The sequence below is a fragment of the Ralstonia pickettii genome (genome assembly GCF_000607165.1).
GTDB lineage: Bacteria > Pseudomonadota > Gammaproteobacteria > Burkholderiales > Burkholderiaceae > Ralstonia > Ralstonia holmesii.
On record NZ_JFZG01000008.1, the window covers coordinates 281,742 to 302,962 of the forward strand.

Sequence of the window (21,221 nt, forward strand, 5' to 3'; positions counted from 1 at the left end):
GCCCGGCCTCCCCACGTCGGTCCGGTCTCGATAGCGCTATAGTGCGAAACACCCCCCAAACATTCGCACGACATGACGATCACCGACCCGACCCTCGCTGCGTTTGCCGCTCCCGCCTCGCACGTGCCGCGCGTGCTCACCATCGCCGGTTCGGACAGTGGCGGCGGTGCGGGCATCCAGGCTGACCTGAAGACATTTGCCGCGCTCGGTTGCTACGGCATGTCGGCCATCACGGCCATCACCGCGCAGAACACGCTGGGTGTGACGGCGGTGGAATCGCTCACACCCGACATCGTCGCCGCACAGATCGATGCCGTGACAACCGACATCGGCGTGGACGCCGCCAAGACCGGCATGCTGGGCACGCCACAGGTGGTGGAGGCCATCCTCTCCGCGTTGGACCGTCACCCGATCGCCAACCTCGTCGTCGATCCGGTCATGGTCAGCACCAGCGGCGCGCAGCTCGGCAGCGATGCCACGGCGCAGGCGATGGCGAAATGGCTGTTCCCCCGCGCGCTGCTCGTCACGCCGAACCTGCCCGAGGCCAGCGCACTGCTCGGCCGCGAGGTGCGCACCGCCGACGACATGCTGCCCGCCGCGCGCGATCTGCTGGCGCTTGGGCCCCGCGCCGTGCTGCTCAAGGGCGGGCATCTGGCCGGCGCATCAACCGCCGGCGAAGACGGCGTGCTGCAAGACGTGCTCGTTACCGCCGACGGCACCGAGCGCATCTACGCCCACACCTACATCGACACGCCGCACACGCACGGCACGGGCTGCACGCTGTCCGCCGCCATTGCCGCGCACCTGGCGCGCGGCGACGCGCTGGAAGTGGCCATCGAAGCGTCACTCGACTACCTGCTGCATGCCATCGGCGCGGGCCGGCATCTGGCGCTCGGGCGCGGCGCGGGTCCGTTGAACCACGGGTTCGCGCCGCGGCCGCTCGCCGCACCGCGTTCGCTTGAAGTGGATGTCGAGGAAGACTGATCAGGGGAGCTGCCATGAAACGCCTGCCGATCATGCTGGTTCGCCACCTTCCGGTGGCTGCACTGTGCGCACTGCTTGGTGCCTGCAATGGCTACATCAGCCTGGGCTCGGGCATCGGCAGCGCCTTCTCGATCGGCGGCACGTTGAGCGGGTTGCCCGGTGGCCAGTCGATCGTATTGCTCAACAACGGCCGCGATTCGCTCACGCTGGCCGCCAACGGCCCGTTCGTGTTTGGCGGACTGATACCGTTCGACGGCAGCTACGTGGTGACGATCAGTGTGCAGCCCGCATCGGCCAACTGCGTGGTGACCAATGGCAGCGGCACGGTCAATGGCGACGTGAGCAACGTTCAGGTGACGTGCCAGCCGCGTTGAACCCGTCTGATAACGGCCTCATGGAACGTTAGCCTTGTTGCCGTCAGTCCGCTCCCCAAACCAAGCCCAGTACGCCCGGTTCTCGCCTCGTGCGCGGGGCCAGTACGTCACCGGCGGCTTGGGCTGCCAGCCCGGCGGCGGACCGATCAGCACTGCCCAGCTATCGGTCGCGTCGGCCAGGCTGGTGACGACGGCACTCTTGCCGCTCTGGTTGGCATACGCCGCCGCAAATCCAGCATTGACGGCAAAGCTTGCAGCCCGGGCCGGGCCCTCCATGTGTTCAGCGACGCTGTACACGTTGGCGATCTGGTCCAGGTCAGGCCATTGCTGGTGGATAGCGGCGCGCAATGGCCCCATCAAGGATGTGACATTGCCGGCATGCTTGGGCACGTCGTAGTAGACGCGTTCGACCGGGTGCTGTTCTGAGGCCTGTGCTTGCACGGCTTGCATGAGCCCCGTCCACGCGTTGGCCGCCTTGTTGCCAATGGCGCCTTGGTGCCGATGCGGGGTGTAGATCGAAGCCAGCGCTGTGTAGCCCCAATCCGCACTCGGGTGGCCGAGGATCAGCAGGGCGGTGTTTTCGTTGGTCTGCTCGCCCATGGGGTAGTTCGGGGCGTCTACGTTCCACACCCACACCAGCTTGTCGGGGTGTTGTGCCAGGAACTTCAGGGCGTCTTGCAGGTTGTAGAAACCCACGTTGGTATCGCCCGCCGACACCGTTACGTTAGGCAACCTGCCGTCAGGGTTGAGCAGCATGCTCCTGGCTTGTGAGTCCCGTGCAATTTCATGAAACACAAGCCGCCGCACGGCCAGCAGTGACAAGGTGCGTTCGCCGATGATCATTGAGGGAAGGACGCGCGTACCACGCACAGTCTTGCCCTCCCGGTCTTTGTGCAGGGTGACCCAGTAGTCGCGCATGCGCTCTTCAGCGTGGGCGGCATCGTAGGCAAGGTAGCTTGGCGCCGGAACCCCCATCTCCCGTTGCTCGCGGAGCATGGCATCCAAGCCGGTGTCCTTCGCATTGCCGTTGATGTACGTGGGTGTGTTCAACCACTCGCGCGGCAACCCAAAGAACACGTTCGGGTCGAAGTAATTGGGGCGGCCGGTGCCCCGCTTGAGGGAATAGAAGTAGTTCGGGTTCTCAAGGTAGTCGTTAAAGGTGTTCAGCGGAGCAGTAATCAAATCGCTTAACGCCGTCGCGAATTCATCTCGCTCCACGTGCGGCAAGTCTTCTAGCCGCAGGCGGCGAGGCACGCCACTGGTCACCTGGCCCACCGCGTCGCCCAGCTTGAAGCGCTTCGCTTGCAAATCGTCGTCATTGGGCTGTGCGAGCCCTTGTGCCCACAGCAGATTCCATTGAGTGGGGTAGCTTCGGCGCATCAGCGGGTTGAGCCATTGCACCCCAAGCAGGACGGCGGCGGGGGCCTGGCCCGAATCAACCTGTTGCGCTTGCGTTTGCATGCGAGGCCAGGCGATGGGTTGGCGGTAGTAGGTTTTATTGGTCGGCATCTGGACTCCGGATTGACAGGCGGTAAGCAACAGGCAGGCGACGGCTAGCGCATGGGTGGCAGCACGCCTGTAAGCGATGAGATGAAATGAATCGCGCATGTGGGTTCCTCAGGCGTAGCGTGGTCCGCCTGGCGGCATGTGGAGGGCATCAAAGCGCCCCGGGTTGCGCGCGTCAGCAATGCCGATGGCCTTAACTGCCCCTTGATTGGCATCCAGCAGCTCGTGTTTGGCCAGTGCGCTCCCCCGATAGATCGCCTCTTTGGTGTTGTAGTAAGTGAATTCATCGTCCAGGTCGATGTTTCGCCCCTTCGGGCATTCATCCGTTTTCTCTGGCTTGCACCACCGCCAATCCGCCATCCGCCGTAACTGGTTCATCAACAGTTCATCGAAGTGGCACAGGCCCACGTCCACGTCATAGGCGAGCACATGTTCGGCATGCATGGCGTTGGTGAGGATGGTGGAGTGGTTGGTAGCCTGTGCGTCTTCGCCGTCCTTCATCAAGGTCGTGCGCTCTTGCTGTTCGAAAGCGCCAAACTTCGTGCCACGCAAGGTGTGGTGTTGTGCAGCGTTCATCTTCTCGACATCGCCTTCCGCAAAGGGCACGCCCTTCCTGACGGTGCCGTCGTCGTTGTAGAGTTCGCGCCGCGCGCGCTGGCGCACCCCGGCGTTCTGGTCGTAGCGCATGGCGGCTTCGGTGGCGGCATTGCCGTAGCCGGTCTTGCGTTGCTCGGCGTAGGGGTCGAACTGCCCTGCGGGGATGCTCCGCTTGCGGTTCAGCGCATCGCTGGCGGATTCCTTGTACTGGTTGAAGGGGCCGATGGTGCGAACGCCATCCGGATGTGAGGTCTCGCCGGGTCGGGGCTTGCCGTGCGGCAAGTAGACGGCCCGGGGAACGATGCCACCACTGGGCACCTTGGGGGCATTGACGAGCACGGTCCAGCCATCCGCTGGGTCGGCATTGACGTTGGTGGCGCCCTTGACTGCTTGGCCACCCCACATGAGGGCTTGGATCGGAACACCTGCAGCGCTGGCGAAAAGCTTGCCGAAAATGCTCTTGCGCGAATCTCCCCAGATTCGGGCGAAGGAAACACCCGCGGTGTCGGGGGGCGGCGTCCAGAAGGTGGGCTTGGTGTTCTGCGGTTTGAAGGTGCCGGCGGCGTCATCCCAGCCGCTGCCCACATCGGCGGGCGTGGCGCCGATGGTGTCGTGCCAATAGCGGTAACGGTAGCCCGGTTCTGCGCCCACCTTGTACGGGGTGCCCGGCTTGGTTTGCGCCCAGACGCGTTGGAACAGAATGTCCTGAGCCCCGGTGGCTCGCACATCCTCGTCGTTCAAGCCAAGCCAGCCCATGCCTTGGACGGGTGAGACGGAGATGACGCGGTCGTGCGGACAGCAATAGAGGAAGACGCGCCCGCGGGTCTGGTGGTCTGCGCTGTCCTGGGCGGCAGTACGCGGGGCGTCGCCATTTTTGGGGCAGACGTTGAATCCGAGCTGATCCACGGCGTGGTGGCTGTAGTGCTGGGCTCGGTCCTGGAAGTGGCGCGCGATGTCAAAGAAGCCCTTGAGGCCGGCAACGCGCGCGTCGTAGGTGACGCGGCCTGCGCCGTCAAATTGGCTGAAGTTATCCAGGCGACTACCGCGCAGGCTGTAAGGCGGGTTGGCCAGAACGTAGGTGTCGGCTACGCCCAATGATTGGAACTCGCGGTGGTTGGCGCCGAAGTAGGCGGAGGCCAAGCCCACCATGTTGCCTTGGCTGTGGCAGACGACTGTGATGGGGCAATCGCGCTCGAAGATGTCGCGGTGCAGCTCTCGGATGCGGGAGATAAGCTTGGCCAGCCGCCAGGCGGCAAAGGCCTGGTAGTGGCGCGTGGGAGCGCTGTAGATTTGGCGGTCGCTGGTTTGCAGGTGCTGGAGTTCAAACAGACCGCCCAACACTTCGCTGTCGGTGCCCTTGCCGAACAGATCCGGCAGAGCGGAGGCGCCATTGACGAACGGACCGCCGCCCCAAGCGTTTTTCTCGTCGAGCAGAATACTGCCGCCCACACTGGCAAGCTCGTTGCGGATGGTGCCGTCTTCCTGGACCACGTCTTCGCTGCTGGCTTTGTAGCCCCAGCGAAAACGGATGACGGGGCTGGTGCCGGTGCCGGGTTGAACGAAGGTATTTGCTTTGAGGTCGTCCGATATATAGCCGTCTTCAGTTAGTTCGGCTGTATAGCGCATGGGGCGCAGCTTGCCGCTCTCCTTAGGGTAGGCGACCTGTTCGTCGTTGCGTTGCAGGCGGCGGGCATTGAGCCCCTTGCAAAGGCCTTCCTCTGCGGCGTCGAACCATTCGCCGGTGGAATTGACGCCATGCACGAAGATGATGACGCCGGGCAGCGGGGCGGGGTAGACGACCTTGCGGCATGGGCCGCCGGGTAGGGTGATGTCTGTCACCTTGATGCCGTAGAAAGAGCGGCGGCGGGCGGTGACGGTAGTTTCGGGCAGAGCCTGTTCAGGGATAGTCATCGTGCAGGACCTCAGGGTGGAAGATGCAAACGCACACAGATCCACCAGTGTCGGAGCGTCGCGCACGAGATCGACGAGACTCAACACTCTTTGACTTCATCGCCTCCGAGGCCTTCCCGCAATGAACAACGACGGGATATGTCCAACGCGGTAATTAGTCGAGAACGCAGGAGAAAAAAAAGCGCGGCTCACGTCCGCGCTTTTTTCTTGACTGCTCCCGATGTCAGGCCGATGCCGCTGCCTGCTCCTTCGTCCACTTCTCCATGCGCTTGGCCATCTCATCGGGCGCCACGTCTTCCACATGCGTTGAGACCGTCCACACGTGGCCGAACGGGTCTTTGAGCGTGCCGGAGCGGTCGCCGTAGAACTGGTCCACCACCGGGCGCACTTCCGTGCCGCCGGCCTTCAGGGCATTGGCAAATACGGCGTCGACGTTGGGCACGTAGATCATCATTCCGACCGACGTGCTCTGCAGCGTGTCGGGGCTGGCGAAGGCCATGTTGGGGAATTCATCGGCCATCATGACGGGGGAATCGCCAATGCGGATTTCAGCGTGCGCGATGGTGCCGTTGGGGCCATCCATGCGAAAGAGTTCGGTGGCGCCGAAGGCCTGCTTGTAGAAATCGAGCGCGCGTGCGGCGCCTTTGATGCTCAGGTACGGGGTAACGCTGTGGTAACCCTCGGGAATGGGCTTGACCGCCATGTCTTGTCTCCTGCAGCGTGTTTTGGAAAGCCGCTGCGGCAACGACCGCAGCGGCACACGAACAGGATAGGTCAGCGGAAAAGCGCTTGCGTGTCGAAACCCGTAGGACGTGCTGCCCGCGATGCTCAGGGGCGCACGTGCGCCGCGAACGTCGCTTGCAGCGCATCGACTGCAGCCGGCACATCGGCCGCCTGGGTGATGGCACGCACCACCGCCACGCTGCCCACGCCGGATTCCAGCACGCGCGGCATCGCTGCCAGATCGATGCCGCCGATGGCCACCAGCGGCGGGGCCGGCACGCGCGTGCGCATGGCGGCCGCGTAGGCGAACAAGCGGCCGAGCCCCTGCGGCACGGTCGGCATGCTCTTGGTGGGCGTGGCAAACACGGCACCGAGTGCAAGGTAGCTGGGGTTCAGCGGTGCAACGCGGAGCATCTCGGCAAAGCCGTGCGTGCTGATGCCAAGACGCAAACCGGCCGAGCGGATCGCCACCAGGTCAGCATCGTCGATGTCTTCCTGGCCGAGGTGGATGCCGTAGATGCCGCTGCCGGGTACCTCGGCGTGAACATCCTGCGAGACTTGCCAGTGGTCGTTGATGAACAAGCGCGTGGCGCTGCCGCGCGCCGCTGCTTCCGCGCGGCGCACTTGGTCAACCACCGCCTGCGCATCGTCCGACTTGAAGCGCAGTTGCACCGTCGGCACCTTGAGCGCGACGAGGCGCTCGACCCACTCAGCGTCCGGCACGACAGCGTAGACGCCGAGCTGTGTGGGACACGGCGCAAACGCGAGGTCCGCCGCAGTCGGGCATGGCAACGCCGGTTCGAGCACGCGGGGCAGGGCGTTGAAGCGAGTCGGCCAAGCCAGCGCGTCGGCGTTGCCTTCGGCGATCCACGCGCGTGCCACGCACAGCGCATCGCGCGGCTCGAATGCCAGCACGAGTGCCGCGCCGAAGATGGCGGCAAAGCGCGCATCGAATGCATCGCCTTGTGCCGCCGATGCGAAGCGGTACATACCGAGGCGGTCGTGCACGGTGTCGATGCGCTCCGCGCCGTCCGTCTCGCTGAGTACGACAGCTGCGCCGGCAGCGCGGGCGCGTTCGGCCTGTGCGGCGTTGGTGGTCAGCAGAACCGTTGCGGCGGTCGTCGCCTCTTCAGCACGGTCGGTCACGCTCCAGGCATGCGGCGCGCGACCAAAGGCTTCCACATGGCGATCGATGATCTGCGCAGCCAGTGCGGCCGCCTCCGGCCACGCGGCCGAAAAACGCAAAGCGGATGCACTCATGCCTGCTTCTCTTCCGCATGCCAGAACGGCAACCCGACAACCGGCGTGCTGGCCTGCGCAACATCACGCTCAGGCATCGGGCCAGACAGGCGCGCGAGCCGACCGGCCTGCGTGGCCATCGCAAACGCCTGCGCCATCGCCACAGGGTCGCCCGCTTGCGCGACAGCGGTGTTCAGCAGCACGGCGTCATAGCCCCATTCCATGACTTGCGTGGCGTGCGACGGTACACCCAGGCCCGCATCGACGATGAGCGGCACGTTGGTCAGGCGCTCGCGCAGCAGGCGCAAGCCGTACGGGTTGGTGGGCCCGCGGCCGGTGCCGATGGGCGCGGCCCACGGCATCAGTGCCTGGCAGCCAACGTCGAGCAGGCGGCGGCACAGCACGAGGTCTTCGGTGCAATACGGCAGCACCTTGAAGCCATCGCGGATGAGGCGTTCGGCCGCGGCGGGCAGGGCGAGCGTATCGGGCTGCAGCGTGTAGTCATCCCCGATGACTTCGAGCTTGATCCAGTCGGTCTCGAACACTTCGCGCGACATCTGCGCGAGCGTGTAAGCCTCGTCGGCGGAATAGCAGCCGGCGGTGTTCGGCAGCACGGGCACGCCGAGTTCACGCAACATCTTCCAGAAGCCGGCGCCCCCTTCGGGCGAGCCGGCGCTCTGGCGGCGCAGCGCCACCGTCAGCATGGCCGGGTTGGACACGCGCACCGCGTCTTCCAGCGCTTGCGGCGAGGGATACCGCGCCGTGCCGAGCAGCAGGCGCGAGGCGAAGGTTTCGTCGTACAGGCGCAGCGGGTCAGCCACGGTGGAAAGATTCGTAGTGGTCATCAAAGACTCCTAGCCGCCCACGACGGGCTGCACGAGCGCAATGCGGTCGCCCGAGTTGAGCGCGTGCTGCGCATGGCGCGCCTTGGGCACGAAGTCGCCATTCACCGATGCGGCAAACGGCGGGGCGATCTGCAATTGCGGCGTGGCCGCACCAATGGCGTCGGCCAGCGTGCTGCCCGCAGGCAGCGCGAGCGACAGATCGTTGAGGGTGACGTTCAGCGTCATGACAAAACAGGTTCGGGGGATGCGGCGCCAGCGAACAGCGCAGGCCATTCGCAGTCGTCCGTATCGAAGGCACAGCCGTCCAGCACGTCGCACGCTGCTGCCACCGCGGCTTGGGTGACGGCGGGCGCGATCATGTAGCCGTGCCGGTACAGGCCGTTGACCGAGAGCGTGCCAGCGCCGTCCCAGCGCAGCGCGGGGCGGTGGTCCGGCAGCGTCGGACGGCACTGCGTGTTCAGTTCCAGCACGCGCGCCTCGCCAAACGCGGGGTGCACGGCGTAGGCCGCAGACAGCAATTCCAGCGTAGAGCGCACGCTTGCCGGCGACATGTCGTCGGATTCAAGCTCGGTCGCACCGATCACGTAGACATTGCCCGGCTTGGGCGCGATGTACAGCGGATAGCGCGGATGCAGCATGCGCACCGGCCGCGTGAGCGACACGTCGGGCGCATGGATGCGCGCCACCTCGCCGCGCAGGCCACGCAGGCGCGGCCATTGCGGCTTGGCACCCAGGCCACGGCAATCGAGCACGAGGCGCGCGCCAAGCCCTGCAGCGGCCAGCGCGTCGGGGCTCGGATCAGCAACTTCCGTGTTCCAGCGCAGTTGCACGCCCAGCGCTTCGAGCTCGGTCGCCAGCGCATCCAACACGCCGCGCGGGTCAAGCTGACCTTCGCCCGCGAGATACAGCCCTTGCGTAAAGCGTTGCGCAAGAAGCGGCTCGAGCTGGGCAATGCCTGCTGCGTCTACGGCACGCAGATCGGCGGCCACGCGCTCGGGCGGCGCGGCATTGCGCACGTGGTTGGCAAACAGCGATGCCTCTCCACGGTCTGCCGCATGCCAAACCACCAGCGTGCCCGCCTCCTGGAAGAAGACCGGCGTGCGCAGCTTGGGCAACCAATCGCGCCACAGCGCCAGGCTCGCCAACCCCAAATCGACGACAAAACGATCCGCCACGGCGGCCTCGGCCAGTGGCGCCAGCATGGCGGCAGCAACATACGCCGCGGCACCGCTGCCGTCGCGCGGGCCGCGCTCCACCACGGCAATGCGCGCGGGGGGCACCCCCGTTTGCGCGAGTTGCCAGGCACACAGGCGGCCAGCGAGGCCGCCACCGAGGATCGTTACGTCGAATGAAGTCGAGGTTGGCATTGCACCGGTTGGTTAGCTGTAGATCTTGCTGCCGCTCTTGCGGAACTCGATCGACTTCTCTTCCATGCCCGCAGTTGGGTTAACTGCTGCGGCAGTGGCGTTGGCGTCGAGCGTTGCCGCGTAGTCGCGCACTTCCTGCGTGATCTTCATCGAGCAGAACTTCGGACCGCACATCGAACAGAAATGCGCGATCTTGGCGCCCTCGGCCGGCAGCGTTTCATCGTGGAAGGCGCGTGCCTTCTCCGGATCGAGGCCGAGGTTGAACTGGTCTTCCCAGCGGAATTCGAAGCGTGCCTTTGACAGCGCGTTGTCACGCAGCTGCGCGCCCGGCCAGCCCTTGGCAAGGTCAGCCGCGTGCGCGGCGATCTTGTAGGTGATGATGCCTTCGCGCACGTCTTCCTTGTCCGGCAGGCCCAGGTGCTCCTTGGGCGTGACGTAGCAGAGCATGGCGGTGCCGTACCAGCCGATGTTGGCTGCGCCGATGCCGCTGGTGATGTGGTCATAGCCCGGGGCGATGTCGGTCACCAACGGGCCCAGCGTGTAGAACGGGGCTTCGAAGCAGTGCTTCAGCTCTTCGTCCATGTTGGCCTGCACGCGTTGCAGCGGCACGTGGCCCGGGCCCTCGATCATGACTTGCACGTCGTGCTCCCACGCCTTCTTGGTGAGTTCGCCCAGCGTGTGCAGCTCGCCGAACTGCGCGGCGTCGTTCGAGTCAGCAATGCAACCGGGGCGCAGACCATCGCCCAGGCTGAACGACACGTCGTACGCCTTCATGATTTCGCAGATCTCGTCGAAGTGCGTGTACAGGAAGTTTTCCTTGTGATGCGCCAGGCACCACTTGGCCATGATCGAACCGCCGCGCGAGACGATGCCCGTGATGCGGTCGGCCGTCAGCGGCACATAGCGCAGCAGCACGCCCGCGTGGATGGTGAAGTAGTCCACGCCTTGCTCGGCCTGTTCGATCAACGTGTCGCGGAACATCTCCCACGTCAGGTCTTCAGCCACGCCGCCGGTCTTGTCCAGCGCCTGGTAGATCGGCACCGTGCCGATGGGCACCGGCGAGTTGCGCAGGATCCATTCGCGCGTCTCATGGATGTGCTTGCCGGTGGACAAGTCCATGATCGTGTCGGCACCCCAGCGGATCGCCCACACCATCTTTTCCACTTCCTCAGCCAGCGACGACGTCACTGCCGAGTTGCCGAGGTTGCCGTTGATCTTCACGCGGAAGTTGCGGCCGATGGCCATCGGCTCCAGCTCGGTGTGGTTGATGTTGGCGGGGATGATCGCGCGGCCTGCAGCGATTTCTGCGCGCACGAATTCCGGCGTGATGTCTTCCGGGCGCTGCGGCAGGTTGGCGCCGTACGAGAAGCCCGGATGTTGCTTGAGCAGTTGGCGGTACTCGGGCTTGTCTTGCAGCGCTTGCAGGTTCAGCGATTCGCGCAGCGCGACGTATTCCATCTCGGGCGTGATGATGCCGCGACGCGCATAGTGCATCTGGCTCACGTTGGCGCCGGCCTTGGCGCGGCGCGGCTTGGAGATGTGCGAGAAGCGCAGGTGCGCCGTGGCCGGGTCGTTGGCACGCGTCTGACCGTATTCGGACGACAGGCCCGAGAGGATTTCCGTATCACCGCGCTCCTCGATCCACTTGGCGCGCAGCGGGGCCAGACCGGCCTTCAGATCAATGTGCACGTCCGGATCGGAGTACGGGCCCGAGGTGTCGTACACCGGCACCGGCGGGTTCAGCATCTCGCCCTTGTCGGTGCGCGTGGCGGTCTGCTTGATGGTGCGCATCGGCACGCGGACATCCGGGCGGCTGCCGACGATGTAGGTCTTGCTGGAGGCCGGATAGGCGAACTTCTGATCGAGCTCGGACTGCAGCGAGTCGAACGATGCGGCGGGGGCGTTTTTGGCTTGGGGCATGGTCTCGTCCTAGATTCTGTGGCCTGGTGGAGCAGGCAGTGGACGAAACCGGGAGAGGTGGCGTGACCCGAAGAACTGAGGGGGTGGCTGCCAGAGACTACGCGGTGTTCTGAAACTTCCCACGCCGGTACGAACCGGATCGGGTGCGAAGGGACTCTCTCAGCCGCACGGCCCATCCGTACGGCACCCCTGTTTCATCCAACGAGGCTGAATTTAAGCACAGGGCTGCCGGCGTTGCCAGCACGAAAACCAATGAGGTGACAGTCGACGGGTCATTTCAGTCCAAACCGCCACGCAATGTGCGGCGGCGCGCACCGGCGCATCCCGCCTTGATCTTGCGCAACCCCGCTGCGTTTCACCTATGCGACGCTCAATCCCTTTTCTATTGCATTGCGGCACTGCCGCTGGGAGTTGTCATGCTGGAGCGTCGGTTCACACTCGCGGGGCGCAGCCTCGTACCCATCGTGCAGGGCGGGATGGGCGTGGGTATTTCGGCGCACCGGCTGGCCGGCGCCGTGGCGCGCGAAGGCGGCGTCGGCACCATCGCCAGCATCGACTTGCGGCATCACCATCCGGATCTCATCGCCGCGACCGAGAAATCGCGTGACAAGGACGCCATCAACGCCGCCAACCTCGTCGCGCTGGACCGCGAAATTCGCGCCGCGCGTGAAGGCAGCCAGGGCAACGGCATGATCGCCGTGAATGTGATGAAGGCGGTGGAATCGCATCAGGCGCTCGTGCGCCAGGCGTGCGAGAGCGGCGCGGATGCCATCGTCATGGGCGCGGGGCTTCCGCTCGACCTGCCCGAGATGACCGCCGAGCACCCGAAGGTCGCGCTGATCCCGATTCTTTCCGACTCGCGCGGCGTGGGCGTGGTGCTCAAGCGGTGGATGAAGAAGTCGCGCTTGCCCGATGCGGTGGTCATCGAGCATCCGACGCACGCCGGTGGCCACTTGGGTGCGGCCCGCATCGAAGACCTGCGCGACGAACGCTTTTCGTTTGCGCGCGTGCTGGACGAATGCCGCGAACTGTTCATCAAGCTGGGGCTGGCTGCGGAACAGATTCCGATCATCCTCGCGGGCGGTATTGATTCACACGTCAAGGTAAAGCACTGGCTCGACAAGGGTGCCGCCGCGGTGCAGTTGGGCACTGCGTTTGCCGTGACGGAAGAGGGCGATGCGCACGTGCGCTTCAAGCGGGTGCTGACGGGCGCGGAGCAAGGCGATATCGGCGAGTTTGTCAGCGTGGCTGGGTTGCCGGCGCGGGCAGTGATGACGCCGTGGCTGTCGCGTTATCTGTCGCGTGAAAGCGCGCTGCAAGCCAAAGCCAAGGTGCGGGATTGCCTGCAAGGGTTCGATTGTTTGCAGACGTGCGGGCTGCGGGATGGGATTGGGAAGGTCGGGCAGTTCTGCATTGACCTGAAGCTTGCGCAGGCGCTGCGTGGGGATGTGGAGCGCGGGCTGTTTTTCCGCGGTGCGGGCAAGCTCCCGTTTGGGCAAGCGATTCGGCCGGTGCGGGAGTTGATGCATTACCTGCTGACTGGGGAAAAGCCGGTGGAATCTTCGACGGCTACCTGATGCGCTGACATCTCGTCCGAAAAAAAAGCCAGCCCGAAGGCTGGCTTTTTGTTGGGCGCTTACCGCCTATTGACTCAGAACGGCGCAGCAAACGTCAATCGAATCCCCTGCTGCAAACCGCCCATCCCCGCCATCACGCTGTAATCCAGCCCAAACGTGAGCGGCCCGGTGCGGAACTTCGTTCCCAACCCGATCTGCATGCGATCGCGCCCAAACGGCGTACCCGGCACGTAGTAAGCCGGGCCCGCCGATGCCAGATCGGCATACGCCAACCCTGCATTGCTCTGCCCGTTGAAGTCGTGCTGGTATTCCACCCGTGCGAACGGCAGGAACGTGCCCCACTTGGTCTTCTGCGTGTATTCCGCACGCAGGCCGAGCGTGCCGGATACCGTTGTCACCGTCTGGTCGAAATACGTCAGCGCATTGATGCCGGCGCCCGATTCGGTGAACTGATCCAGCGTCGATTGCGAGACCGACAGGCGCCCGTAAGGCGAGATCAGCCAGGTGCGATCGCGATGCTCGTAGCCGGCCGACACGGAGGCGAACACTTGCTTGCCGTTGCGCTTGCCGGTGGCGAAGTCGTTGGAGTCCGTCACCCAGCGGCGCGAGTCGAAACTGAGCGTGCCAAAGCCGGCCACACCATCGACGAACAACGAAGGCAGCGGGCGATAGCTGCCGTAGAGCGCAAGGCTATAGCTGTCGCCCGTGCTCTTGGTGCCCGCGTTGCCGATGTCGGTGGAGTCACGCCCATAGCCGAAGCCGCCCCCGATCGAGAGCTGATCGGACACACGGTAATCCGCGCCGGCCGTCACGCCGCCTGTGGTGAAGCGGAAACCGGAGCGTTGCGTGCCCGCGTTGGCGAAACCAAAGTCCAGCGTACCGGCGCTCCAGAATGCGAGATTCGGATCGGTGTTGTCCGGGCCCGCGCCGGCTGCATCAGCACCGGGCAGATCGGGACCCGCATCGGCGTTCGACTTATCGGTGTTGCCGTTCGTCGCATCGGTGTTGCGCTTGCCGCGCGCGAATGGCCGCACGCCCTGACCGTCACCGCGCATGCAGGCATCGTGCGCGGCAATGCCGGCCACATCCTGGCAACGCGCTTGCATGTCCACGCGCTGGCCCGGCATGGCGACAGTCAAACCATTGCCTGACGGTGCCCGGCCAGTGCCATGCAGCGCTTCCAGGCGACGGTTGTAGTTGTCGATCTGCGTGGTGGCAAAGCGACGCGCGGCCTGCACTTGCGCGTTGATCAGACCTGCCACATCCGGGTCGGCCGAGGGGTCCTTGCGCGGCGCCACGCTCACCTGCACCGTTGCCGGCGTCGAGGTGGCAAACGCATTGGACAGCGTGTACGTCAGCACGGCCTGGCCGCTGTAGGTGCCCGACGGGGTGAAGTTCAGCACATAGGTCGATGCCGCCGCAGCCGGGCTCCTCACGCCCGCCGGCGTCTGCACAGCCTTCTGCACGATCGTGGCCGTGCCGGCGTTGGCCGGCACTACCGACACCAGCGTCGCCGCCGTGAAGGGGCCACCCGTGGCGCCTTCGGTCAAATCCACACTCACCGCCTGGCCCGACGACGTGGTGGCCTGTTTCTGCGCCACGGCAATCGGCACCGCGTTCACGTTGACCGTCACGGGAATCGGCGCCGACGTGCCGGCCGTGTTGATCAGCGCATAAGTGAAATTGACTGCGCCGGAGGTGGTCGGGGTCGGCGTGTAGACGATGTCCAGACCGTTGACGACGGCAGTGCCGCTGGCAGGCGGACTGACAATCGCGATGGACGAGAACGGACCACCCGTTGCATTGGCCGTTGCATGCAGCGTAATCGGTGCCGTTGACATGGTGGTGGCCGTGATTGCCGGCGCGGTGCCAATCACCTGGCCCACCGTGATCGTATAGCTGCGTGTACCGCTGTACGGAGCGCCGGTGCCGGTACTGCTGTCAGTTGCCCTCACAGTGAATGTGCTGCTGCCCAGCGTAGTGGGCGTGCCTGACAGAACGCCTGTGCTGGCGTTCAGACTCAGGCCCGCAGGCAACGTACCCGTGGTGACGGCGTACGTGTAGGGCGCGGTGCCGCCGGTAGCGCTGAAGGTCTGGCTGTAGGCCGTGGTGACCTGGGCCGACGTGGCGGCCGCCGGATTCACTGTTACCGTGGGCGCACCGATGGTGACGCTGTATGCACGGCTGGCCGTGAAGCTATTGGCATCCGTCGCCGTGACGGTGAAGTTGAACGTTCCGCCTGCGGTGGGCGTACCCGACAGGACGCCGGTGGTACTCAGGCTCAGGCCAGCCGGCAAGGCGCCCGCCGTCACAGCATAGGTGTACGGCGCGGTGCCGTTGGCTGCCGTGATGGTTTGGCTGTACGCCGATGCAATCGCCGGGTTGGGCAGCGTGGCCGGCGATACCGTCACGCTAGGCGCGGCGATGGTGAGCGTATAGACACCGCCTACCGCAAACGGAGCGCCCGTCCCCGTCGAACTGTCGGTAGCGGTGACGGTAAAGCTGACCGTGCCGGCCGTTGTTGGGGTCCCTGCCAGCGTGCCAGTGGCGCCGTTCCACGTAAGGCCCGCGGGCATGGTGCCGCTGTTGACTACGAGGCCATAGGTGTACGGGTTCGTACCACCACTTGCCGTGAAGTTGCGGCTGTACGCCGTGCCTGCCACACCGCTGAGAGAACCCGAGGCCGGCGTGATGGTCAAGGTGGGCGACCCAATCGTCAGCGAGTAGGCACGGCTACCCGTGTAGGGGCCGGTTCCGGTACTGCTGTCAGTCGCGGTGACGGTGAAGTTGAACACCCCGCCCGACGTGGACGTACCCGACAGCGTGCCGTTACTGGACAGCGTCAGCCCCGCCGGCAGCGAACCCGCCGTGACGGCATATGTGTAGGAACCTGTGCCGCCGCTGGCCAAGATGGTCTGGCTGTAAGCCGTAGCGACGGTAGCGCCCGGCAACGTGCTCGGGCTCACCGTGACGGTGGCAGCGTTGACCGTCAGGCTGTACGCACGCGAGCCGGTATAGCTGTTGGCATCGGTGGCCGTGACGGTGAAGTTGAAGGTGCCGCCCGCCGTGGGCGTACCAATGATCGCCCCGGTGCTGCTGTTCATGCTCAGGCCCGCTGGCAGGGCACCGGCCGTCAGCGCGTAGCTATAAGGCGCGGCACCCCCGCTGGCCGTGGCAGTCTGGCTGTAGGCGGCGCCGACAGTTGCCGCACTCAGTGTGGTGGGCGACACAGTAATGGTGGGTGCCGAGGTGGTCAGCGTGTAGGTGCCAGACGTGCTGTACGGCCCCGTGCCCGTTGCGTGATCAGTGGCAGTCACCGTGAAATTGACCACGCCCGTGGTGGTGGGCGTACCGGACAACACGCCGGTGCCGGTGTTGAACGAGAGACCGGTCGGCATCGTGCCGCTATTGACGGCAAGGCTATACGTGTATGGCGCCAGGCCGCCACTGCCTGTGAAGGTCTGGCTGTAGGCCACGCCGGCCGAAGCGCTGAGACTGCCCGATGCCGGTGTGATCGCCAACGTGGGCGCATTGACGAGCAGCGAATAGGCACGGCTGCCGGTATACGGGCCGCTGCCGGTACTGCTGTCGGTGGTGGTCACGGTGAAGTTGAACGTGCCGCCCGCCGTGGGCGTCCCCGACAGCACGCCGCCAGAACTGAGCGTGAGGCCAGTCGGCAATGCTCCGGAAGTGATGGCGTAGGTGTAGGCCGCCGTACCGCCGCTGGCCGTTATCGTCTGGCTATATGCCGTCGCAACGGTGGCATTGGTCAGCGCGGACGGCGAAAGCGTAATCGTCGGTGCGGCGACGGTCAGCGTGAGCGTGCCGCTGGTCGCGGTAAACGGACCGGTGCCTGTGCTGCTGTCGGTGGCCGTGACGGTGAAGTTGAACGTACCGCCCGCCGTGGGCGTGCCCGACAGCGTGCCGTCGCTGGCCAGCGAGATGCCGGTGGGCAGCGCGCCCGACGCGATCGTGTAGGTATAGGGCGCCGTACCGCCGCTGGCGGAAGCCAGTGTTTGGCTATAAGCCGTACCCACCGTGCCGGCTGCAGGCGAGGAGGGCCCATACGTGACGGTCGGATTCGACACGGTGACAGTCACGGTGGCCGGCGCGGACGTGCCACCCGCGTTGGTCGCCGTGTACGTGAATGAGTCCGAGCCTGAGTAGGACGCGCTGGGCGTGTAGGTGATCGACGTGCCCGACGCGGTGGCTGTGCCGTGCGCTGCCTGCGTTGCAACGGCCACGCCGGTCGGCGCGCCGCCGGTAATGTTCAGCGTGACGGGGTTGCTTGTACTGCCGTGCGTAACGGTGGTGCTGACCGCGTTCGCAACGGGAGGCGCCACAAAGGTGTATCGGTCGGCGGCGCCGGTGGTGCTGGTTCCGCCAGTGTTGGTCACGGTGACGTCAACAATGCCAGCCGCCCCTGCCGGCGAGGTGGCCGTGATCTGCGTGGCGCTATCAACAGTGAAGCCGGTTGCGTTGGTTGCACCAAATTTGACGGCCGTAGCGCCGGTGAAATTGGTGCCGGTAATGGTGACGGAGGTGCCGCCGGCTGTTGTGCCTGCGGTGGGGGAAATGCTGGTTACCGTGGGCGAGGTCGGGATGACGGTAATCGTCAAGAAACCTGTCGCAGTCCAAGCCCCACCGTTATCCGTGATGAAGAACGTCGCCGTATCAGTGCCGCTGAAAGAGGGGCTTGGTGGCGTGTAGACAAAACCGTTGGCGGCACCGCCGCCGCCGGGAACGTTCGCGAAGATATAGAACGTGCCGCCTTGCGTGGTCGGCGTAGTAACGGCACCCGAGGTGGAGTTGAAGTTCTGGTCCCCGATGGTGTCGAACGCCAACCCCGCGTTGAGCGGGTCACATGCCGTATTTTCACTGGACGTCAGCGTGTAGGTTTTCGTCGTGTTCTGCTGCATCGAAAACGAGACGGAGCACGAGATGTTTGCAAGCGCGCCCTGCGATAACAACATCAACCCGATCGCCAGAAAAGCCAGCTGGCCCCGGCGCATCCATTCCCGCCCCTGCGCCTTCAGGCACCTGAACATTGACCATCCGGCGACCCCACGCCGGCCATACGGGCTGCTTTGTTTCAGCACGCGCATTTCTCCCTCGCTCTGCCCGCTCTGTCGCGGGCTTTTCTCTTTGTGGCGTCATGGGAAATTCAGTGCCCGATCCCGATCAGGCACTCCCCGGTAATGAGGGGAAATAGCGCGCAGATTTGAACACTTACAATCCATTGCATAGCGTCTAACCATGCAATGATTAAGCGTTAACCCTCACAAATACCCCCCGACAGATCAATGCCCCTTTTTTTCTTTTAAAATGAGCAGGCGCAATGATCCCGACGCGATGCTATGAAAGGTGTCCCGTGTCGTCAATACCAACTTTCGGATGAATTGGCATGATGTGTCGCTTTTGGCACGCTCTGCTGCCTTGACACTGGATTTTCATACGGACAACGCGAAAATCCCGTCCATTATGTTTTGTGATACGCCATGACCAGACTGGCAATCAAATTGAGACGCAGAAACCATTAATAGAAGATTTTCTGCTTCGAAGCGAAGAATTCAAGATCGTGGCGATGCCACATTACGAGGAGGGGTCGTGGATCAATACCTGGGCGAGATTCGCCTCTGTGGATTTCCTTTTCCACCAAAAGGATGGGCCTTGTGCAATGGCGCACTGCTGCCCATCCAGACGAACACCGCGCTGTTTTCGCTGCTGGGCACCCAGTATGGCGGCAATGGCACGACCAACTTCGCGTTGCCGGACCTGCGCGGCCGCACGCCGCTGCACCGCGACCTCCAGGACTACGTGCAGGGCGAGGTAGGTGGCGCCGAGACCGTCACGCTGTCGACCCCGCAACTGCCGGCGCACAGCCACGCGTTCACCGCATCGACGACGCCTGCCACATTGCCGAACACAGGCATCACGCAGAACCATCTTCTAGCCACCAGCAACATTTACAACGCGACGAATCCGGGGCCCCCAAGCGCGGGCACCCTGCTTTATGGCGCTCCGGACACGTTGACGCCGCTTTCGAGCGAAGCCTGCGGCTCTAGCAGCGGCAACCAACCGCACGAAAACATGCAGCCTTCGCTGGCGCTGAACTACATCATCGCGCTGACCGGCGTGTACCCGTCACGCGGCTAGGAGATCACTCATGGCAGAACCATACGTTGGCGAAATCCGCCTGTTCGCTGGTAACTATGCCCCGGTGGGCTGGCTGCTTTGCCAGGGCCAGATCATTGGAATATCCGAGAACGAGGCCCTTTTCACCCTGCTTGGCACCACTTACGGTGGCGATGGCCAGAGCAACTTCGGCTTGCCGGACCTGCAAGGGAAGCTTCCCGTGGGACAAGGGCAGGGCCTAGGGCTCACCAACCGCCTGATCGGTCAGCAGTTCGGCGTCGACAGCGTGACGTTGACGACTGATCAGATTCCGGGCCACAACCACGCCATCAACTGCACCAGTGCGGCGGCCACCACCATTACGCCCGGCCCCAGCACACTGCTGGCGACCGTACCGAACGCACAGGGCTTCTACGACGCCGGCACGGCAAATCCGCCGGGCAAGGCCGCACTGGCCCCCCAGACGATCGGGCAGACCGGTGGCAATCAGCCACATACCAATCAAATGCCGACGGCCTCCATCAACTACATCATTGCCACCGCGGGCATCTACCCGTCGCAAGGCTGAGTCGAAAAAGGGAACCCCATGTCTGATCAATTCCTCGGAGAGATCCGGGTCTTCGGCTTCAACTTTGCCCCGGTGGATTGGGCAGCCTGCGACGGCGCGATCATGCCGATCTCACAGAACACCCCGCTGTTCTCGATCCTGGGCACCATGTATGGCGGCAACGGCACCAGCACGTTCGGCTTGCCCGACCTGCGGGGGCGCGCAGTAATGGGCACGGAGCAGAACGGCGTGCCGAACGAGTTGCAAGGCTCGTCGACGGTCACGCTGTTGAGCGCGGAGATGCCCGCTCACACCCACACCGCATACGGTGACAACAGCCGTGCAGCTTCACAAACTGCAGCAGGCCGTCTGCCGTCGCGCTTCCAGGTGACATTCAACCAGGCGTTCATCGCGACGGATTCGTCCCCGGCCCTCACGACCCTGTCCCCGCAGGCGGTCGGCATAGCCGGCGGCAGTCAGCCGCACGAAAACATGCAGCCATACCTGGTGATGAACTACTGCATCGCCCTGCAGGGTGCTTGGCCGACGCGTCCGTAAGCCGAGCCCTCGTGGCGGACCGGTCGCGCATGTCGCACCGGTCCGCCTTTCGGCTCCTCGATTTCCGCATCCGTCTTTTCGTTGCCCCCATGACCCTTTCCGCCGAACTGTTCCAGCCGCATGTCGGCACCGCCTTCTCTGTGCTCCAGGAGCCTGGCCAGATCCCCAATCCGCAGTTCACTCTGCGACTGAACGAAGTGACCACACCCGCGGCACGCCCGGGCCAGCAGGCGTTCTCGCTGTTCTTTACAGGCGATGCCTCGTTCACGCTGCGGCAGGGCACGTACTTCCTGCAGCACGACACGCTGCCCGAACAGGCGATCTTTCTGGTACCGGTCGAACGCAGTGCCGACGGCTTCCGGTACCAAGCCTGCTTCAACCTCAGCTGAGGCACCGCATGCCCGTCTTCCGCATTGACCGGCCCGGCACCACGCTGCGCCCCCTGACCGACGCAGACCAGCCCTTCCTCCTGCACCTCTACGGCACCACCCGCGAGGCCGAACTTCAGGCGACCGGCTGGACCGATGAACAGAAAGCGCAGTTCGTCCGGATGCAGTTCGATGCGCAGCAACGGGCGTACTTTGCCTATCCCGACGCGGAGTTCTTCGTGATCGAGCAGGACGGCATACCCGCCGGGCGGATCTATCTGCAGCACCGCCGGGAAGCCCTGCTGATCATCGATATCTCGCTGGTGCCGGAGCAGTGCGGTTCGGGCATCGGCAGCGCGGTGATTTCTGCTGTGTTTGCGCAGGCCTGCGCTTCAGGAAAACGCGTGCAGATTCATGTGGAGCGCTTCAACCCCGCTCAGCGTTTGTATCAGCGAATGGGGTTTCGGCTGGTGGAGGACAAGGGCGTGTATCTGTTTCTCGAGTGGGATGGCGCCGCCAGGCAAGCGGCAACCGTATAGAAATCACCCTCCACCCACCCCCAGCACCAGT

Annotated in this window: 17 protein-coding genes and 1 riboswitch; of the genes, 8 read left to right on the forward strand and 9 right to left on the reverse strand. The window is 64.5% G+C overall.

Going from position 1 to position 21,221, the window contains the following annotated elements; translation table 11 throughout:
- Positions 1 to 72 precede the first annotated feature (72 nt).
- On the forward strand, positions 73 to 984 hold the full coding sequence (gene thiD / locus BG83_RS0112770; RefSeq protein WP_024977094.1) for a bifunctional hydroxymethylpyrimidine kinase/phosphomethylpyrimidine kinase: 912 nt from the start codon (positions 73 to 75) through the stop codon (positions 982 to 984).
- Between the two features lie 14 nt (positions 985 to 998).
- Positions 999 to 1,358 carry a DUF4369 domain-containing protein gene (locus BG83_RS0112775; RefSeq protein ID WP_024977095.1) on the forward strand — a complete coding sequence of 120 codons (360 nt, stop codon included), beginning with the start codon at positions 999 to 1,001 and terminating at the stop codon, positions 1,356 to 1,358.
- A gap of 18 nt (positions 1,359 to 1,376) precedes the next feature.
- Here the strand turns inward: BG83_RS0112775 and BG83_RS0112780 are convergent, their stop codons facing one another.
- The 8 genes from BG83_RS0112780 to thiC form a co-directional block, all read right to left on the reverse strand.
- The gene (locus BG83_RS0112780) at positions 1,377 to 2,966 is read right to left on the reverse strand and encodes a hypothetical protein (RefSeq protein ID WP_024977096.1); all 1,590 of its coding nucleotides are present in this window, start codon (positions 2,964 to 2,966) and stop codon (positions 1,377 to 1,379) included.
- Positions 2,967 to 2,975: 9 nt separating this feature from the next.
- Entirely contained in the window at positions 2,976 to 5,372 is a 2,397-nt protein-coding gene (locus tag BG83_RS0112785; protein ID WP_024977097.1) for an effector protein Tle3 domain-containing protein, read from the reverse strand.
- Positions 5,373 to 5,595: 223 nt separating this feature from the next.
- Positions 5,596 to 6,075 carry a VOC family protein gene (locus tag BG83_RS0112790; protein ID WP_024977098.1) on the reverse strand — a complete coding sequence of 160 codons (480 nt, stop codon included), beginning with the start codon at positions 6,073 to 6,075 and terminating at the stop codon, positions 5,596 to 5,598.
- A 125-nt stretch (positions 6,076 to 6,200) separates the two neighbouring features.
- Positions 6,201 to 7,355 carry a thiamine phosphate synthase gene (locus BG83_RS0112795; protein ID WP_024977099.1) on the reverse strand — a complete coding sequence of 385 codons (1,155 nt, stop codon included), beginning with the start codon at positions 7,353 to 7,355 and terminating at the stop codon, positions 6,201 to 6,203.
- Positions 7,352 to 8,179: a thiazole synthase gene (locus BG83_RS0112800; protein ID WP_024977100.1), complete on the reverse strand. Its 828-nt coding sequence runs from the start codon at positions 8,177 to 8,179 to the stop codon at positions 7,352 to 7,354. Before BG83_RS0112800 ends, BG83_RS0112795 begins: the two co-directional genes overlap by 4 nt.
- Before the next feature lie 9 nt (positions 8,180 to 8,188).
- Positions 8,189 to 8,404, reverse strand: coding sequence for a sulfur carrier protein ThiS (gene thiS, locus BG83_RS0112805; protein ID WP_024977101.1), 216 nt, complete (start codon positions 8,402 to 8,404; stop codon positions 8,189 to 8,191).
- The gene (locus BG83_RS0112810; protein WP_024977102.1) at positions 8,401 to 9,546 is read right to left on the reverse strand and encodes an FAD-dependent oxidoreductase; all 1,146 of its coding nucleotides are present in this window, start codon (positions 9,544 to 9,546) and stop codon (positions 8,401 to 8,403) included. Before BG83_RS0112810 ends, thiS begins: the two co-directional genes overlap by 4 nt.
- 12 nt (positions 9,547 to 9,558) lie before the next feature.
- Positions 9,559 to 11,466 (reverse strand): phosphomethylpyrimidine synthase ThiC, encoded by a 1,908-nt coding sequence (gene thiC, locus BG83_RS0112815; protein WP_024977103.1) that lies wholly within the window; start codon positions 11,464 to 11,466, stop codon positions 9,559 to 9,561.
- A gap of 99 nt (positions 11,467 to 11,565) precedes the next feature.
- Positions 11,566 to 11,667, reverse strand: a riboswitch (TPP riboswitch).
- Between the two features lie 215 nt (positions 11,668 to 11,882).
- Between thiC and BG83_RS0112820 the strand changes: the two genes are divergently transcribed.
- Positions 11,883 to 13,043, forward strand: coding sequence for an NAD(P)H-dependent flavin oxidoreductase (locus BG83_RS0112820; protein WP_024977104.1), 1,161 nt, complete (start codon positions 11,883 to 11,885; stop codon positions 13,041 to 13,043).
- Between the two features lie 74 nt (positions 13,044 to 13,117).
- Here the strand turns inward: BG83_RS0112820 and BG83_RS0112825 are convergent, their stop codons facing one another.
- Positions 13,118 to 18,148, reverse strand: coding sequence for a putative Ig domain-containing protein (locus BG83_RS0112825; RefSeq protein ID WP_024977105.1), 5,031 nt, complete (start codon positions 18,146 to 18,148; stop codon positions 13,118 to 13,120).
- A gap of 502 nt (positions 18,149 to 18,650) precedes the next feature.
- Between BG83_RS0112825 and BG83_RS0112830 the strand changes: the two genes are divergently transcribed.
- From BG83_RS0112830 to BG83_RS0112850, 5 genes are all read left to right on the forward strand, one after another.
- Complete coding sequence (locus BG83_RS0112830; RefSeq protein WP_024977106.1) at positions 18,651 to 19,199, forward strand: phage tail protein; 549 nt, start codon at positions 18,651 to 18,653, stop codon at positions 19,197 to 19,199.
- 10 nt (positions 19,200 to 19,209) lie between these two features.
- A complete protein-coding gene (locus tag BG83_RS0112835) occupies positions 19,210 to 19,746 on the forward strand; it encodes a phage tail protein (RefSeq protein WP_024977107.1) in 537 nt (178 codons plus the stop codon).
- Between the two features lie 18 nt (positions 19,747 to 19,764).
- The gene (locus tag BG83_RS0112840; protein WP_024977108.1) at positions 19,765 to 20,283 is read left to right on the forward strand and encodes a phage tail protein; all 519 of its coding nucleotides are present in this window, start codon (positions 19,765 to 19,767) and stop codon (positions 20,281 to 20,283) included.
- Positions 20,284 to 20,372: 89 nt separating this feature from the next.
- Positions 20,373 to 20,672 carry a DUF6916 family protein gene (locus tag BG83_RS0112845; RefSeq protein ID WP_024977109.1) on the forward strand — a complete coding sequence of 100 codons (300 nt, stop codon included), beginning with the start codon at positions 20,373 to 20,375 and terminating at the stop codon, positions 20,670 to 20,672.
- 8 nt (positions 20,673 to 20,680) lie between these two features.
- Positions 20,681 to 21,190: a GNAT family N-acetyltransferase gene (locus BG83_RS0112850; RefSeq protein ID WP_024977110.1), complete on the forward strand. Its 510-nt coding sequence runs from the start codon at positions 20,681 to 20,683 to the stop codon at positions 21,188 to 21,190.
- The last annotated feature ends 31 nt before the right edge of the window (positions 21,191 to 21,221 follow it).

Bases quoted from the DNA above. Each gene is read 5' to 3' on its own strand.
- thiD (WP_024977094.1), top strand. From the start codon at position 73: ATGACGATCACCGACCCGACCCTCGCTGCGTTTGCCGCTCCCGCCTCG.
- BG83_RS0112775 (WP_024977095.1), top strand. From the start codon at position 999: ATGAAACGCCTGCCGATCATGCTGGTTCGCCACCTTCCGGTGGCTGCA.
- BG83_RS0112780 (WP_024977096.1), bottom strand. From the start codon at position 2,966: ATGCGCGATTCATTTCATCTCATCGCTTACAGGCGTGCTGCCACCCAT.
- BG83_RS0112785 (WP_024977097.1), bottom strand. From the start codon at position 5,372: ATGACTATCCCTGAACAGGCTCTGCCCGAAACTACCGTCACCGCCCGC.
- BG83_RS0112790 (WP_024977098.1), bottom strand. From the start codon at position 6,075: ATGGCGGTCAAGCCCATTCCCGAGGGTTACCACAGCGTTACCCCGTAC.
- BG83_RS0112795 (WP_024977099.1), bottom strand. From the start codon at position 7,355: ATGAGTGCATCCGCTTTGCGTTTTTCGGCCGCGTGGCCGGAGGCGGCC.
- BG83_RS0112800 (WP_024977100.1), bottom strand. From the start codon at position 8,179: ATGACCACTACGAATCTTTCCACCGTGGCTGACCCGCTGCGCCTGTAC.
- thiS (WP_024977101.1), bottom strand. From the start codon at position 8,404: ATGACGCTGAACGTCACCCTCAACGATCTGTCGCTCGCGCTGCCTGCG.
- BG83_RS0112810 (WP_024977102.1), bottom strand. From the start codon at position 9,546: ATGCCAACCTCGACTTCATTCGACGTAACGATCCTCGGTGGCGGCCTC.
- thiC (WP_024977103.1), bottom strand. From the start codon at position 11,466: ATGCCCCAAGCCAAAAACGCCCCCGCCGCATCGTTCGACTCGCTGCAG.
- BG83_RS0112820 (WP_024977104.1), top strand. From the start codon at position 11,883: ATGCTGGAGCGTCGGTTCACACTCGCGGGGCGCAGCCTCGTACCCATC.
- BG83_RS0112825 (WP_024977105.1), bottom strand. From the start codon at position 18,148: ATGCGCGTGCTGAAACAAAGCAGCCCGTATGGCCGGCGTGGGGTCGCC.
- BG83_RS0112835 (WP_024977107.1), top strand. From the start codon at position 19,210: ATGGCAGAACCATACGTTGGCGAAATCCGCCTGTTCGCTGGTAACTAT.
- BG83_RS0112840 (WP_024977108.1), top strand. From the start codon at position 19,765: ATGTCTGATCAATTCCTCGGAGAGATCCGGGTCTTCGGCTTCAACTTT.
- BG83_RS0112845 (WP_024977109.1), top strand. From the start codon at position 20,373: ATGACCCTTTCCGCCGAACTGTTCCAGCCGCATGTCGGCACCGCCTTC.
- BG83_RS0112850 (WP_024977110.1), top strand. From the start codon at position 20,681: ATGCCCGTCTTCCGCATTGACCGGCCCGGCACCACGCTGCGCCCCCTG.